14 protein-coding genes are annotated in these 14,741 nt (G+C 57.4%); 7 read left to right on the forward strand and 7 right to left on the reverse strand.

Annotated features, from left to right (window positions below):
• Positions 1–6: 6 nt before the first annotated feature.
• Both IE099_RS11360 and IE099_RS11365 read right to left on the reverse strand, forming a co-directional pair.
• Positions 7–3,225: a UvrD-helicase domain-containing protein gene (locus IE099_RS11360; protein ID WP_189570055.1), complete on the reverse strand. Its 3,219-nt coding sequence runs from the start codon at positions 3,223–3,225 to the stop codon at positions 7–9.
• 1 nt (position 3,226) lies between these two features.
• The gene (locus tag IE099_RS11365) at positions 3,227–6,133 is read right to left on the reverse strand and encodes a PD-(D/E)XK nuclease family protein (protein WP_189570056.1); all 2,907 of its coding nucleotides are present in this window, start codon (positions 6,131–6,133) and stop codon (positions 3,227–3,229) included.
• 191 nt (positions 6,134–6,324) lie between these two features.
• Between IE099_RS11365 and IE099_RS11370 the strand changes: the two genes are divergently transcribed.
• The gene (locus IE099_RS11370) at positions 6,325–7,263 is read left to right on the forward strand and encodes a carboxylesterase family protein (RefSeq protein WP_189570057.1); all 939 of its coding nucleotides are present in this window, start codon (positions 6,325–6,327) and stop codon (positions 7,261–7,263) included.
• Between the two features lie 4 nt (positions 7,264–7,267).
• Here the strand turns inward: IE099_RS11370 and IE099_RS11375 are convergent, their stop codons facing one another.
• The 3 genes from IE099_RS11375 to IE099_RS11385 all read right to left on the reverse strand — a co-directional run bounded on the left by IE099_RS11375 (position 7,268) and on the right by IE099_RS11385 (position 8,560).
• Positions 7,268–7,666 (reverse strand): hypothetical protein, encoded by a 399-nt coding sequence (locus IE099_RS11375; RefSeq protein ID WP_189570058.1) that lies wholly within the window; start codon positions 7,664–7,666, stop codon positions 7,268–7,270.
• 11 nt (positions 7,667–7,677) lie between these two features.
• Positions 7,678–7,986, reverse strand: a complete 309-nt coding sequence (locus tag IE099_RS11380) for a KH domain-containing protein (RefSeq protein WP_189570059.1) — start codon at positions 7,984–7,986, stop codon at positions 7,678–7,680.
• A 184-nt stretch (positions 7,987–8,170) separates the two neighbouring features.
• Positions 8,171–8,560: an Hsp20/alpha crystallin family protein gene (locus IE099_RS11385; RefSeq protein WP_189570060.1), complete on the reverse strand. Its 390-nt coding sequence runs from the start codon at positions 8,558–8,560 to the stop codon at positions 8,171–8,173.
• Positions 8,561–8,844: 284 nt separating this feature from the next.
• Here IE099_RS11385 and IE099_RS11390 point away from each other — a divergent pair, with 284 nt between their 5' ends.
• The 5 genes from IE099_RS11390 (at position 8,845) to IE099_RS11410 (ending at position 12,665) form a co-directional block, all read left to right on the forward strand.
• Entirely contained in the window at positions 8,845–9,525 is a 681-nt protein-coding gene (locus IE099_RS11390) for a MotA/TolQ/ExbB proton channel family protein (protein ID WP_189570061.1), read from the forward strand.
• Between the two features lie 10 nt (positions 9,526–9,535).
• Positions 9,536–9,955 carry an ExbD/TolR family protein gene (locus IE099_RS11395; protein WP_189570062.1) on the forward strand — a complete coding sequence of 140 codons (420 nt, stop codon included), beginning with the start codon at positions 9,536–9,538 and terminating at the stop codon, positions 9,953–9,955.
• An 8-nt stretch (positions 9,956–9,963) separates the two neighbouring features.
• Positions 9,964–10,740 (forward strand): hypothetical protein, encoded by a 777-nt coding sequence (locus tag IE099_RS11400; RefSeq protein ID WP_189570063.1) that lies wholly within the window; start codon positions 9,964–9,966, stop codon positions 10,738–10,740.
• A 297-nt stretch (positions 10,741–11,037) separates the two neighbouring features.
• The gene (gene fabF / locus IE099_RS11405; RefSeq protein WP_189570064.1) at positions 11,038–12,285 is read left to right on the forward strand and encodes a beta-ketoacyl-ACP synthase II; all 1,248 of its coding nucleotides are present in this window, start codon (positions 11,038–11,040) and stop codon (positions 12,283–12,285) included.
• A complete protein-coding gene (locus IE099_RS11410; protein ID WP_189570065.1) occupies positions 12,285–12,665 on the forward strand; it encodes an acyl-CoA thioesterase in 381 nt (126 codons plus the stop codon). Before fabF ends, IE099_RS11410 begins: the two co-directional genes overlap by 1 nt.
• A gap of 22 nt (positions 12,666–12,687) precedes the next feature.
• Here the strand turns inward: IE099_RS11410 and IE099_RS11415 are convergent, their stop codons facing one another.
• On the reverse strand, positions 12,688–12,864 hold the full coding sequence (locus IE099_RS11415) for a PEP-CTERM sorting domain-containing protein (protein ID WP_189570066.1): 177 nt from the start codon (positions 12,862–12,864) through the stop codon (positions 12,688–12,690).
• Positions 12,865–13,042: 178 nt separating this feature from the next.
• Here IE099_RS11415 and IE099_RS11420 point away from each other — a divergent pair, with 178 nt between their 5' ends.
• Positions 13,043–13,999, forward strand: coding sequence for a PhoH family protein (locus IE099_RS11420; protein WP_189570067.1), 957 nt, complete (start codon positions 13,043–13,045; stop codon positions 13,997–13,999).
• 33 nt (positions 14,000–14,032) lie between these two features.
• On the opposite strand, the gene IE099_RS11425 is transcribed toward IE099_RS11420, so the two are convergent.
• Positions 14,033–14,740, reverse strand: a complete 708-nt coding sequence (locus IE099_RS11425; RefSeq protein ID WP_189570068.1) for a spermidine synthase family protein — start codon at positions 14,738–14,740, stop codon at positions 14,033–14,035.
• Position 14,741: the final 1 nt, after the last annotated feature.

A 14,741-nucleotide genomic window follows, 5' to 3' on the forward strand; every position in this document is an offset into this window, starting at 1 on the left:
GAGGTCTCAAAGTTCGACCAAGCACGGGACGCGGGTAAAGAGAAGCCGGGTTTTGACCTGGGCTGTCGGTAGGCCGAAGAGGAGTGCAGCCGCCGCCCGATAGGTATCCATCTGATCGCGATACTTGCTTGCGCGGTCCTGTGCGTCCTGTTCGGTCTCTACTTGGTCGGTTTTGAAATCCAGCACTTCGGCAGCCACGACTTTACCCGTGGAGTCAGAGTGGAGGGTCACACGGTCGAAGGTGCCCGAGGTCCAGTGGTCGTCCAAGAGCACCTCGAAGTCCTGCTCCCGCCAGACCTTGGCCGGACTAGAGGGCTGTTTGAGTGCCAATTGACAAGCCGGATCGGAAAGTGTTCCCTCGACCTGTTGCAGGGCTTCCCGCGGGTAGTCTGTTCCCGCAGGCAGTTCGAAGCCGGGTTGCCACCATTGGATTTGCTTGAAAAGGCTGTGAACAGCTGTTCCGAGCTCGAGGGCCGAGCTCTCTTGACGGGAAAAGAGTTGGCGAGCATTGCTCCAGTCCGCCTTGCGAGATGGGGTGCGCCGGGCGGGGCGCGGGCGTGGGGTGGGAGTCGGGCGTTCAGGTTCGATTATTGGGATCTCGTCAGGCTCCTCTTTTTTCTGAAGATGCTTCCACCAGTCCTCGCGGGTGTGGGGGCAGCTGCTCTCATAGGCGACATTGAAGCTGACGTCGCCGAGCGATTTTTTAGGTGCATCCTCTTGTTCCAATGTGTCCTCCAGGAGCTTGATGAAGTTCTTTTTCCGCGACTTGGGACCTTGCACGGGCGCGATGAGGTAGTTGGCGTAGCGCGCCCGAGTCAGCGCGACATAGAACTTGCAAAGCTCCTCATAACCGGCTTCGGCTTCCAGTTCAGTGAGATAGTTGCGCAAGGTTTCGTCGGCTTCGGTAATCGCCTTTCGAGGAGTGTCGAAAACCCATTGGACCGACCGATTGACAGGGGAGCGCTTCACGCCGATCGCGCGCCTGGGATTGCTCAATGAGTCTCCCCCCAATTGCGGCAGAATCGCCATGTCGAAGGTCAGGCCCTTGGATTTGTGGATGGTCATGACCTGAACCGCGCTGCTCGAATTCGGCTCGCGCAATGTGTAGGACCTTGCGAATTGGAGAAAGCGATCAATGGAAAGTTCTCCCGACTGGTCGAAGAGGCGGGCGGCAAGGGCGAGCTCTTGCAACCGTTGCTTGGAGAAAGCATCGTCCAAGAGATTCAGTTCCTCGGTCGCTTCGACCCAGTGGCGCAAGGTGCTCTCAAAGCCCTCTCGATGAACCTGGGTCAGAATCCTTTTAGAGAGACCACCGGTTGATAGCTTCTGAGAAGCCATCACTTTCGCAAGGGGAGAAATCTCGAGATGTCCTTTTGCAAAGTCATCTCCGGGATGCGCCGCCAATTGGAAGAGGCTAAGGAAAGCCAGGGTCACGGGGTTGTCCATCGCGATGGCAATGTCGCTCTCCGATACGACCGGGATGCGCGAGGGAGAATGAGCGCGGATGTAATCGACGACTTCTCGACCGGCCTTGTTGTCTTGCACCAGAATCACGCAGGACAGTCCGTTGGCAATGGGCTGGATTTCTTCCAGAATAGCAAGGGTCAGCTCATAGCAGGCTTCGGTGGGATCGTTTCCTTTTGGTTGGTAAAAAGCGGTGAGGCCGGGCTTTTCCAGATTGGCTTCGGCAACCTTGTGATGCGCCCAATGCCAGCGGTCCAGCGCAGCTGGTGGTAGTTCGAGATTTGCAAGAGCGGCTTTGTCTCCGAATATGTCGTTGAGTGGTTCGATGACGTCCAATCCCGAACGAAACGATACACTTAATTCCCGCTTCTTTAGGGACGTGATTTCGTCTCCCTGGTAGCGGGCGTATATATCATCGAAGAGCCGCGTGTCGCCGCCGCGCCAGCCGTAGATTGCTTGCTTGATGTCGCCCACTTGGAAGAGGGAGCGATCCGCGGACTGATCCTGCATGGCCTCGTCGACCAGATTTTCGATGACTGACCATTGGAGGTAGGATGTATCCTGAAACTCGTCTAACAACCAGTGATGGAAGGTCGCATCCAAGCGGTAGTCGATACGCAGGCGGCTATCCTCGTCGGGCTGTTGGGTTAGGATGGGGGCAGGGGAGTCGGGAGAGCCTGCCAGAATCACTTCCAGATCGTGGAAAGTGAGATGGCCGCGCCGCCTCACCTGCTTGGCGTAAGTTTCCTCAAATTGATGGAGCAGGGCCCAGAGTCCACGGGTCCTGGTCAGGTGATTCTTAAGCTCGTCCCCAACGATGCGAATTGTGAGCTCCCGGATGATTTTGCAGGATTTGGCTCCAAGCTTTTGTTTGGAACGATTGACCGCAAACTCGGCTTCGCCAGCATTGATTTCATCCCATGCTCCGAGAAATTTAGTCAGGAAAAAGTCCACTCGCTTTGGCAGGGAGTTGCCCGGGCTGTGGGAGAGGAGTTGCGTGCGAAATTCCTCCCAGAACATCATTTGTTTCTCCGTCACCTTTTCCGTCGCGAAGACTTCGAAGAGTTCGGTGAAGTCATCGTCGTGACTTCCGCGAGCACTTAACCAAGCTGTGCCAGTCGGCCAAATCCGGTCCGGGTTGCCCCAGAGGGCCGGACTTGCGGCCGATAGAAAGATGTCGTGATGCTTGGTGATGAACTGGTCCAACAGATATTGCACCGAGGCCTCCTCGCGCCCGAAGGTGGCGAGCCGAAAGGCTTCGAGGAAATCGGATTCTTCTCCAGCTTCGCTCGAGAGCTCGAAGACCCGGCGAAAGACCTCGTTGCGGGCCAGCGAGGCCTGATGTTCATCCAGGATGTCGAAGTCGCCTGAGAGACCGAATTCCGCGGGGAAAGTCCTCACAATGTTGGCGAAAAGAGAATCCAAGGTTCCGAGGAAAAGTCGCGGCATCCGTTGGATAAAGATGAGGAGCAATTGCCGGTAATGCGCTTTCCTCAACTGACTGAGAACCTCATAGAGGGGGTTCTGGATCTCGTCGGGGACGCCGGCTAGTGAGGCGGCAGCCTCTTCGGAGGAAGCTCCTTTGGCGAGCTTCTTGAGGATTTCGTCAAAGAATTCTCCGGCTGCCTTTCGGGTGAAAGTGACAGCCAAGATTCGTTCCGGTTTGGGCTCGATACCCGCGAGAAGGTCACGCGCCATGATGGCGATGTAGCGATTGGTCAGCTGCCAGGTCTTACCCGAGCCCGCTGAAGCGAGAATCATTTCATTCTTCATCGTTAGCCTCCTTTTTTAGGTTTACTGCATTGATAGCGGATTTGGGGTCGCCGAAGAGGAGGTCGGCAAAGTCGTCGAACTTTGATTTCTCCGCCGGGGGCCAGAAGACCTCGTTCTGAATATTCTCAATGATTCCCAGAGCACAGTTCCCAGCTGATTCCAAGAGTTCGGCATCGAGCTCCTCCCACAGATTCAGGTGGACGTCGCCCATCGCGGCCCCCAACTGGACGTAGCCAGCGGTGCGGGGCTGATTGGGATAGCGGTCTCGCAATGCGAGGAGATAGAGAGGAATCTGCAGATTGGTCCAGCACTTCTCCTTGCCCTTGTAAGTGGCTTTCATCCAGTCGGGCAAAGCTGATAGATCCTCATCGCGGCGAGCATTGCGGAGGTGGGCTTCGTCGACTGGAGTGGGCTTCTTCTTTGTCTTGAAGTCGAGAATGCGCAATCCCTCATCCGGGTGGGACTCGATGCGGTCGATCTTTCCTTTGATGATCATCCCGCCGATTCGGAAGGGGTCTTCCTTGGGGGCCAGATAGGTTTCGGTTTCCAGAATGCTCCAGCCGGCCTGGCGCTGTTGAGCCTCCTGATGCGCCCACCATCCCAGGCGTTGTCGCATGGAGCTGGCTTGAATCAAGAGGGGCGCGGAAAGTCGGGTGCCGTATTTTTTGGTCAGATGGTCGCTCAACAGGTCTTCGAAGCATTCCGCAATTTCCCTGGCAGACTCAGAATTCGCGGCTCCTCCCTTGGCGAACTCTTCCAGCACGTCGTGCATCACGTTCCCGAAGTCCCGCGCGTTGAGTTCCATTCGCTCCAGATCCAAGGCGTTCATCTTGAGTCCATGTTGCAGATAGAAGCGGAAGGGACAGTTGAGATAGGAGGAAAAAGCCGTTACTGAAATCCGCTGAAATTGCTCCGGATCCGGCGCTGGAGGAGTGAGTTGCCAGCCCATCTTCCAAGGGAGTGGGTCGGTTGCGGAGATAGAGTCGCGAAAGAGCAGATTGACCCGTTCGTGCAGGACCTCTGGAGGAGTGGCGAGCAGCAGTCGCGACGGGCGCAAGGGATCGCCCTTGCTATTGGTGCGGCCAAAGATGAGGTCGACCTGACCGTCGTTCTCGCGCGAGGCCAGAAGTGATGCCAGCAAGTAGGCGTCGCGCGCTTGTCGGGTGGCATTGTGGCGTAGGCCCAGGAGTCGGCGGGCTTGGTCGGGCAGCCAGGGGTGACCCTGAATGGTCTCGGGCACCAGGCCGTCGTTGCACCCCGTGACGACCAAGTGGGGGGCGTCTTCCCATGCGAGCTCCAGCCATCCGGGGAGTTCAATGGCATCGGCATGGCGTTTGGATGCAAGGACTTGTTCTTCCAGAATGGTTAGAAAGAGTTGAAAGCGTTCGGTGGGGCCTTGCCCTGCGAAGGACAGCGCCGCAACCTCATCAAGCACACGGTGCAGGAGCTGGGCCGCTGCGGAGAATTCCTCGTCCTTGGCAAGATTGGTGTGTTGATAGATGTCCTCGAGAACTTGCGGCAAGGCCTTTTCCAGTGGTTCATACTCCAGATTGCGGAGAGCTTCTTGTGTCCACTGAAGGGTGCGGGTGAGGGGGCCCTTGTCATCCTTCACATGCTCCAGGATACCCCAGGCCTCGTCCATTGTGCTGCAGAGGTGGGCCTCGTGGAACTTGTCAAAGGCTTGCAGAATGGCGGTGGGAGGATAGGCAGAGCTGCCATCCGGCACTTGGAAGGAGCCCGCAGCCTCAGCAACCCCCGGGATGCGGAGAAGTTCTCGGAGGGTTCCGAGCGAGCGACTGCTGACCAAGTCTCGCAGAGTGCGCAGCAGGTGGCTGAGACCCTGGCGCGACATCGCTTCACCCGCGGGGTCGAAGCTCGAGAGGCCCCGAGCGGCGAGACTCTTTTGCAAGGGGGCCACGACTTCGGCGTCGGGCACTCCGACTGCGGCCACGAGGTGGGGCTGCTCATACCTAGCCAGTCGTTCGCAGACCTTTTCCGCCTGCTCGGTAGGGTTGGCTCCCTGATGGATGGCGTGGTCGGGGATCTCCTGGTGGCGATCGTTCCAGATCGCGAGAGGTCTGCCCCACTCATCGAACTGCGGGGCCGATGGCTCCGGGGCATGGACGATCACCTGGACCGGAAGCCGTTCGGCGATCTTTTCAACGAGAGGAATGAGAGCGGGCGGGGGATCGGGGAGCCCGATTAGGAACAGCTGCGTGCACTCAGGAGGGAGCACGGGGCTTTCCACCGCCTGTCGTCGTAGCATGGCCCGCGGAAGCCGCCCTTCTTTTTCCAACTGGCGGAAAAAGGCGCGCTCCAACTGCGAGAATTCTTCCCATCTTTCGGGCTCCAGATCGTGACTGGCGAGAACTTTGGCTGCATAGGAAGTGTTATGTGCTCCTTCACCTAGCAGAGATTGCACTTGCATCAGTTCCCGGGCTGTCCGCAGGCCCCACGAAAAGTTCTTCTCGACTGGCTCAACGGGAAAAAGATTCCGGACGGTCTCCAGGTCAGTATCCAGCAAGACCTTGATCCAAGCCAAGAGTGATTCGGCTTTGCTTGCGGTGGCCGGAGGGGGCACGGGCGACTCATCTTGCGGAGAAGCTCCGGAGATGAGGCTGAGCAAATCGTCGGGATTCAGGATGACTGGCGGGAGCACTCCCGCGTTGCGGGTGGCTGCGAAGAGAGCCAAGCTTTCCCGCAGTCGTCTCGAAGCATTCCGGGTTGGCACCACCACGGCGAGATGGGTCAGGTCCAGTGGTCCTTCCTGCCAGCCTTGTGCCAGAAACTCCACCGCCAGAGGCAGAAGTGGGCGGTCCCAACCTAGAAAGTGAATCCCCACATCCCGTCTGGGACTTGCGAAGAGATCGAGCTCGGATTGCTGTTGTGCGGCCACACTTCATTGAAGGGTGAAAGGGCCTGCTCGCAAATAGCGAAATCCCACATGTACTCATCTTGTCGGTAGAAGTCAGCGCGATGCAAATATCAGTCGAAAGATAGTTGCTGAATCTTGAACGGGAGATTTCATTTTTCTGTCTCTATCCATCATTTTGTTGTGTTGCTTTCTGGAAGGAGCCACGGTTCACCATGCGCAAATTCTCGACCCTAGCCTGCCTCCTCGGTCTAGCTCTGAACGCCTGGGGCCAAATCGGAGAGAACCGGGAGTGGACTTCGTCCGACGGTCGAACCATCGAAGCCGAGTTGGTTTCGGTATCCGAGAACAAGGTGGAGGTGCGAAAGGGAGGGAAGCTGGTCAGCATCACCCTGGACATGCTCTCGCAGGCTGATCGTGATTTCGCGCTCGGTATTTTGACCGAGCAGAAGAAGGCCGCAGAGCGAGCGGATGCCTTGGAGAACGGAAAGCATGCCGACGCGATGAAGAGCGAGTGGATCCGGTATGATGCCGATGAGGGCGGCCTGATCTATCAGCTTTTTGTGGGAAAGCGGGTAAAGAAGGATGATAGCATTCCTCTCTTCGTTCACCTTCACGGGGCTGGTGCGCGGGCTGAGGATGTGAAGGTTGGGCACGTGGAGATTGCGGCGAAGACCGTGGCCTCGGAGGAGTTCTATCGGTCGGGAAAAAATCAGTGCGTGATCTGCGTTCCTCTCTGCCCGCCCGAACCGGAGACTTGGCCCAAGCAGGTCGCCAAGTTGGAGGCGTTGATCGACAACCTCATCGCCACTTTGCCCGTCGATACCAGCCGGATCTATCTTTCAGGTTACTCCCAGGGAGGACAGGGGATTGGCAAGCTGCTCCAGAGTCGACCCGACTTTTACGCGGGAGCCATCTTTGCTGACGGGGGGCCGGCCGACAATTGGATCGGAAAGGTCAAGACCCCGATGTGGAGCTACTTCTCGCCAGAGAGGGATAGCTCGAAGGCGGAGGCGCAAAAGGAGAAGTTCGCCGCCGATGGCGTGGAGTATCGCTTCGATGTGTTTCCGGATAGTGTGCACAACAATATCCACTGGAAAATGGCCAAGTCGGAAGAGGTCTTCGAGTGGCTCTTTGAGCAGAAGAAAAGTTGAGCCCTTAGTCGTAGTCGACCGAGGACTCGTCGAGGTAGGAGCCACGCTTGCGGGGGGCAATGAACCAACCCAGAGCTCCCTGAAGAAATTGCCAGGTACCAAGAACGACTAGACTGCACACCACGACGAGAACGGTATTGTTCTGGAAAGAGAGCTGCACCCAGAGGCTGAGGAAGATGCAATAGGCCCCGGCGAGGAGCAGGACGCCAATGAGCAGGTGATTGCGGCTTTCGGCGCGAATGGTTCGGACGCGTTCTTTGCGAGCGGATTGAAAAATCGCTTCAGCTTCGTCATCGGGAACATTGTTGATGGCGAGTCTCTTGCGTATTCTCTCTTCCTCTTCGTCCCGAAGCACTTTCTCGAGGATGAGGTCGTAGAGCCGGTGCTCGGTGGGCGAGGGCATCTTGAAAAGTCTTACTCGATCATTTCTTTCGCTTCCAGCTCCGCCATCCGCTGTTGTTCTTCTTCAACGGAATGGATGCGAAGGGTGACCTTGATATTGTCGCGGGCAGCCACGCTGTTGACGACGTTGCGGATAGCGCTGGCAGTGAAGCCGTTGCGGCCAATCAGTTGGGCGACGTCCTCGTGGGCGAGAATGAGGCGAAAGCTGAGATGCCCTTCTTCGGGCTGACCGACACGGAGCTGCGCCTGGTCGGGGTGCTCGATGAAGCTGAGTGCGATAAATTGGAGGAAATCGCGGATCTGTGCGGTGGCTTCTTGCATAGGAGTAACTATGCGGAGAGTGAGGCGACTGTCTAGCGCTTAGTTTGGAGGGTGGGAATTCGAATGGAAGTCGGCTTTCAGGGGAACGAGTGATGCGGGGATTGGTTTTTCTTTGGGCAAAAAAAGACCGCCCTGTTTCCAGAGCGGTCTCTCTCACCAATCAATGAACCTTAACCATGAAAAATTAGTTCAGCTCGATGTGGCGAGCGATCTGGGAGTCGGGGGTGAGCTTGGGAATGGTGACCTGGAGGACGCCGTTCTCGAGCTTCGCTTCCAGCTTTTCGGCATCGGCTTCACGTGGGAGGCGGACCCGGTATGTGGCTTCGCTGCGGGTAAAGTCACGCTCTTCGCCCTCGGCGAGCTCCGGTTGCTTGGCTTCGATGAGGAGGACGCGCTCTTTGTCGAGCGAGACCTTCACTTCCTCTTTGGCGAAGCCGGGGAGGTCGAGCTCGCCTCTCCAAGCTTCGTCCTTTTCGACCCAGCGCCAGGGGGTCACTGGACGGGGTGGGGCGAAGTTGCGGAAGAGTTCGTTGAAGACGACAGATGGTTGAGTTGTGCTGTTTCTAGTAGTCATAATGTTGTTTTCGTTTTTAGACGGAAAGGAGAATGCACGTGGCGGACCGATTGAGTTTGTTTGGTTGTATGATGATAAAGATGAGTGCTTTATGGGGTTTTCGGTCTTTCGTGGGTGGTTTGGGATTCGGGACAAAATGACTCGATCCGAGCGAGACTGGGACGATTCGTCGGGGAGCTTTGTCACGCTGCCAGGAGGTGGGAAAGGGCTGGTCTCTCCGGTCCGGTTTCGCTTTGACTCGGAAGGGGCTCGCACTTTTGCTGAAAGAGATTTAGGTTTTTTCCGTGAGAGAGTTGTTGGAATCCGGCGGACCTGTTCTTTGGGTGCAGCTGGTCTTGGCTTTTTTGGGCCTGGTTTTGATATTGGAGCGCCTGCTGTTTTTTCAGACGGTGAAGTCCAGCGTGCCTGATTTGCTACGTGGATTGCAGGTGCATATTGCCAAGCAGGCTTTCTCGGAGGCTCTCTATGAAGCGGGTCGCGAGCGGGGACCGGCGGCGCGAGTCGCCCATTCCGTCCTGGTCCGGCATTCTTTGCCTCGCACGAACTTGTGCGAAGTGGCGGAGGAGTCGGTGAAGATCGAGGTCCCGCGTATCGAACGGAATCTACGCACCTTGTTGGCGGTGGCGATGATGGCTCCATTGACTGGGCTCTTGGGAACGGCTTTGGGATTGTTGGATGTCTTCGGCAATGTGGTGGAGGTTGGGTCCACGGTGGCACAGGCGACGCTGGCCCGGGGCATCTTCGAGAGTTTGGTCACCACTGTGGTGGGGCTTGCGATTGCGACGGCGAGCTATGGATTCTATCTGGTGCTTTTGGGCAAGGCGCGCAGCCTGTTGGGTGATTTGGAGCGGACCGGAATTGAGATGGTCAACCTCATCATGGACGCTCGCGAGCAGGTGGATGTGGTCTTGATGCGCGAGCAAGTGGCCGAGTCCGTCAGCCGTCGCGCCAGCAAGCAATCTTAGTTTCCGCGCAGTGAATGTTTCCCTAACGATTGATGAGAACCCCGGGCCGCTGCATGCGCTGGCGGTCCTGGATATTTTGGTCCTCATTATGTTGTTGGGTTTTGTCTCCGCCACGCTGGTTCATCGGGCGGGGGTGGCAGTGCAACTCCCGCAGAGCCAGACACGCTTTCCTGCTGACAACGAGGCGCTGGTGTTGACGGTCAAAGGGGCGTTGGAGCCCGTAGTCTATCTGGGTTCACGCCCGATTGCGGAAGAGGAGCTGATTGGCACTTTGCGACGCAAGCGGGACGAGGAAGGGTTGCGGATGGTGCTTCTGAGATCTGATCGACGACTGCCGGCAATGATGCAGCTTCGCTTGAGCGAAATCATCGTGGCCGAGGGGCTGGATTGTGGATGGCTCGCTGAACCAGGTCCGCCGCGGCCAGAGTAGAGGAAGGGATGAACAAGCGCGATCATTCAGAGCTTTCCCGGCAGCCCAAGGAGCTGACTTTTGCTTGGATTCGGGGTGATGAGTCCTTGGTCCGATTCTGGTGTTCCTTGGTGCTGGCGATGATCATTGTGGTGGTGGCCTGGTTCTCGTTGCGGGTTGTGGTGCCAGTCTCGGTGGCAGCAGACCGGCCCCGGGTGAAGATGGCGCAGTTGGTGATGCTCGATGAGAACAGTCATCCTTCTCTCCAGCGACTTTTGGCGAGTCAGAATTTACCCAGTCTGGGGTCCGGGACGCTGCTGGATGAGACCCCGCCGCTGGAGGATGTGCTGGCCCAGCTGGGCTTGGAAGAACAACGGGACTCGGAAATGAGTCTCTATCCGGCTCCGGAGGTCTCGATGCGATTGAAGTGGCCGAGTGAGAAAGACGTCGAGCTGGCCCTGCCGCCGCTTCCCGAAATTTCGGTGGACTCTTGGCCAAGGGCTGCGGAGGGCGAGCCCGTTGAGTGGGTCTTGCGGATAGCTGGAAGCGGGCCCTTGGGGAAATTTGTCACCGGTCATTCCTTTTCATGGAAAGGGCCGGTCCCGCTCGCGAGGAAGTCGACCTGGTTGGTGGCGACTGATGGGGAAGGGAAGTTGGCGCTCGTCGTTCCAGCAGGGACCGTGGAGAAAAAAGTGGAGCAGCAGGTCCGTGGTCTATGGCAGCGCTTTTTCGAGACAACCCAGGGCGCTCCGGCACAGATTGCGGAGCAGCTGGAGCTGACTTTTGTGGAAAAAGGAGAGGAATGAATCCGATCGAATTAACGCTGCAGGAACTGGTGCAATGGAGTCTGTTGGGGGCTCTCCTCTGGGGGATGGTGTTGATTTTTTTTCGTGTTTTGGCCCGGAGAAAGACGAAATGTGAGCTTCGTCAGCATCGTCGTCGTTGCGCACAATGCGGGCTTTTGCAGGAGAGTCAGCCCGGCGAGCCCAAGTATGGGACCTGTGAAATGTGTGGCGGAGTGACCAGCCGAGGGCGCTCGCGCAAACTCGGATGAGACTTGCTAAGAGTCATCTCCATCGTAGGCTGGCAGCCTAATTAACGACATGACCGAGCGACGAGTGGTAATTACCGGGATCGGGGGAGTGACCCCGATGGGAAATGATTGGGCTTCCAGCTGGGAAGGACTCAAGGCAGGCAAAAGCGGAATTGCACCGATCCAAGGCATGGATGCAACCGATTATGTCTGCAAGATTGGTGGCGAGGTGCGGGACTACGATCCGCTGCCCTACTTCAACAATCCCAAGGAAGGCCGCCGGGTCGACCGATATGCCGCACTGGCCATGGGCGCGGCCAAGATGGCCGTTGTGGACTCGGGAGTGGAAGTTGACAAGTTGGACCTCACCCGTGTGGGGGTGATGGTCGGAAGCGGAATCGGTGGTCTCGCCACTTTGGAGAAAAATCACCAAGCGTGCATGACCAAAGGCCCATCCCGCGTTTCCCCGTTCACGATTCCCATGATGATTTCGAACATCGCGAGTGGTCTCATCTCAATGGAATACGGGTTCGGGGGACCGAACATGTCCATCGTTACGGCTTGCGCGACTGCCAATAACTCGGTGGGCGAGGCTTGGCGGATGATTAAATTCGGAGATGCCGATATGTTTGTCGCCGGTGGTTCCGAGGCCAGCTTTACCCCCATGGGATTGGCTGGTTTTGGAAATATGCGGGCCTTGAGCACGCGGAATGACGAGCCTACCCGCGCCAGCCGCCCCTTCGATGTGGGTCGTGATGGATTTGTGATGGGTGAGGGAGCGGGGGTAGTGGTTATCGAGGAGCTCGAGCATGCCAAGGCGCGTGGAGCGACCATCTATGCCGAACTCGCCGGCTATGGCGTCAGTGCTGATGCCTACCACCTCAGTGCACCTTCTCCCGATGGCACGGGCCCAGCCCGGGCGATGGCGATGGCCTTGAAGCATGCGGGTCTGAACCCCGAGGACATTGCCTATCTCAATGCGCACGGCACCTCGACTCCGCTCGGTGATATCGCGGAGACCAAGGCCATGAAGATTGCCTTTGGTGACCATGCCAAGAATGGGTTGATGGTGAGCTCGACCAAGTCCATGACCGGTCACCTGTTGGGTGCGGCTGGAGCGGTTGAACTGGCCGCGTGTGTCATGGCGGTGAAAGAGGGTATCGTGCCTCCGACAATCAATTTGGAAGATCAGGATCCTGAGTGCGACCTCGACTACGTGCCGAATGAGGCGCGCGAGCTTGAGGTCAATGCGGCAATGAGCAACGGCTTCGGTTTCGGCGGGCACAATGCCACCCTGGTGGTGCGGAAGTTCGTCTAATGGCTTGGAGCTATCGCCGCCAGGTTACCTTCCCCGAGACCGATGCCTCGGGGAGGGTCCATTTCACCTCAGTATTGAAATGGGCGGAGGAGGCCGAGCACCAATTTCTGGCCGAAAAGGGAATCGCAGTCCTCACTCCCGAGGGGGGCTGGCCGCGTGTCGGGGTGCAGTGTGATTATCGGCTGCCTTTCGCCTTTGGCGATGAATTCGAGGTCGAGCTGGTCCTTGCCCAGATGGGGCGAAAGTCGTTGCGGTGGTCCTTTCGAATTCTTAATGTCAGTAGCGATGTGGCTGCGGAAGGGGAGATGACTACCGTCTTTGTGGAGCAGGGGGAAGCCACTGAGATTCCCCAAGCTGTTAGAGCCCTCCTTGATGAGTAAGGGCGCAGGAAGCCACGTGCTCCTACGTGCGCTTTCGCAAGAGGAGGAACCAGAGAAGCCCTGCAAAAAGGATGGCTACCGAAGACTCCGGCACCGCGCTGGCCGAGTGCTCGTGAGTGGTTCCGATTTCCTCCGAGCTTGCCATGACTTTGCTGCAAAATACAGCAGCGCTCAGAAGGGCGAAAATCGATAATCTCATGGCTATCAATGTTTAATCACAAATTGAGCCAATAAAAAAGAACTACTTTGTTCCTCGGTCCCGGTTATTTGACATGCTTGAAAGTATTCACACAGTGAAAATGCCATTGGTCTAAAGGATATCTTTCCGGCGAGATTGTGATTGAATTTATTGGAGCTTCAAGAGCTCATTCTTAGCCATGAGCGAAACCCTCAAGTTGGAATTCGAATCTGGAGTTTTCTTGCACTCACTCTTGGGTGGGGAAGAAAAGTCCTTGGCCTACCTGCAGGAAAAGCTGTCCCTTGCGAAGGTGGTCACTCGCGATGCCTGGGTCCTGTTGGAAGGTGAGGCCGAAGCCTTGGAGCTGGCGCGGAAAGTCTTTGAGGATTTGGAAGAAGCCCGTCGTGGGGGAGCGCTCCTGACGGTGCGCGATTTCAAATTGGCGGTCGATATGGTTGCAAGCGCCTCGGACCAAAGCGTGACCAAGATGGTGGGCATCAAATTGCTGGGAGCCCGGGGAGGAAAGGCCGTGGTGCCGAAGTCGCCCGGGCAGGCGGAGTACATTTCCGCAATGCAAAGCCACGATGTGACCTTTGGATTGGGGCCTGCGGGCACTGGGAAGACTTACCTCGCGATGGCGATGGCCTTGTCCATGCTGAAGGCCAAGTTGATCCACCGGGTGGTGTTGACACGTCCGGCGGTGGAGGCGGGCGAGGCCTTGGGCTTTTTACCCGGAGACCTGAAGGAGAAGGTCGCGCCCTACCTCCGTCCTCTCTATGATGCGATGTACGACATGCTGGGACCGGAAGAGGGGCAGAAGTTGCTGGAGGATGGCACCATAGAAATCGCGCCGTTGGCCTACATGCGGGGGCGAACTTTGGGGCGAAGCTTTGTGATTCTGGATGAGGCCCAGAATACCACTCCAGAACAAATGTTCATGTTCCTGACCCGGCTCGGCGAAGGCTCGCGTTGTGTCGTCACTGGCGATAGCAGTCAGGTCGATCTCAAGGACGGGCAGTTATCTGGTTTGGCAGAGGCTGAACGTGCTTTGAAAGCGGTTGAGGGTATTGCGCTGGTGACCCTGAGCGGCGAAGACGTAGTCCGTCACGAAGTCGTCGGGCGCATTATCGCTGCCTATGATCGAGCGCGCGCTTAGGCGAAATGCAGGCGTGCGTCGTGCGCCCGCAAGTTAGTGTTCTCGGCGATTCTGCGAGATATACTCTCCTTTTTTTGCCAACCAGATGGTGTGAAAGCGGTTTTGCTTTCCCTTCTTGGTGGCGGGAACTTTTTCGCAGGTGACCTCGAAGCCGGCCTTGATGAGTTTCTTCTCAAAAGCCTTGTCGTGCCTGACTGACCATACCGCCAGCACGCCGCCGCTCTTGAGCGCGCGTTTGGCCAGATGGAGCCCGTCCAGTGAATAGAGTGCCTCGTTGGCTTCGTCCTGAAAAGCCCAGGGCCCATTGTCCACATCCAGCATGATGGCGGCAAAGGTCTCCTCGTTATCCTTGATGAGATTCTGCACCGGAACCGGTTCAATCAGGATGCGGTCGTCTTCCCACAGGTTGGGGTGAAGGTCGCGGAGGTGAGTCTGGTTCCACTCGACAATGGCGGGCGTTTGTTCGGCCACCACGAAGCGGGCGCCCTTCTGGGGAAGAGCTTGGGTTGCAGAGGCCAGGGTGAAGCCAAATCCCAATCCGCCGATCAAAACAGTGGGCTGCCGGGCCGGACGCGAAGGGGCACAGGCCAGGGTGGCGAGCTCCTCCTCGGAGCCATGGGAGAAAGTCGTCATCAGCTTTTCGCCGCGCGATTGCAGGTGAAAGTGGCCGTCGTGGCTGACGAGGGTCAGGGGCTCTCCCTCGGGGGAGGTGGTTTCAGCTAGGATGATTTGTGGTTTCACG

Source organism: Roseibacillus persicicus (assembly GCF_014651675.1).
In the GTDB taxonomy this organism is placed as follows: domain Bacteria; phylum Verrucomicrobiota; class Verrucomicrobiia; order Verrucomicrobiales; family Akkermansiaceae; genus Roseibacillus; species Roseibacillus persicicus.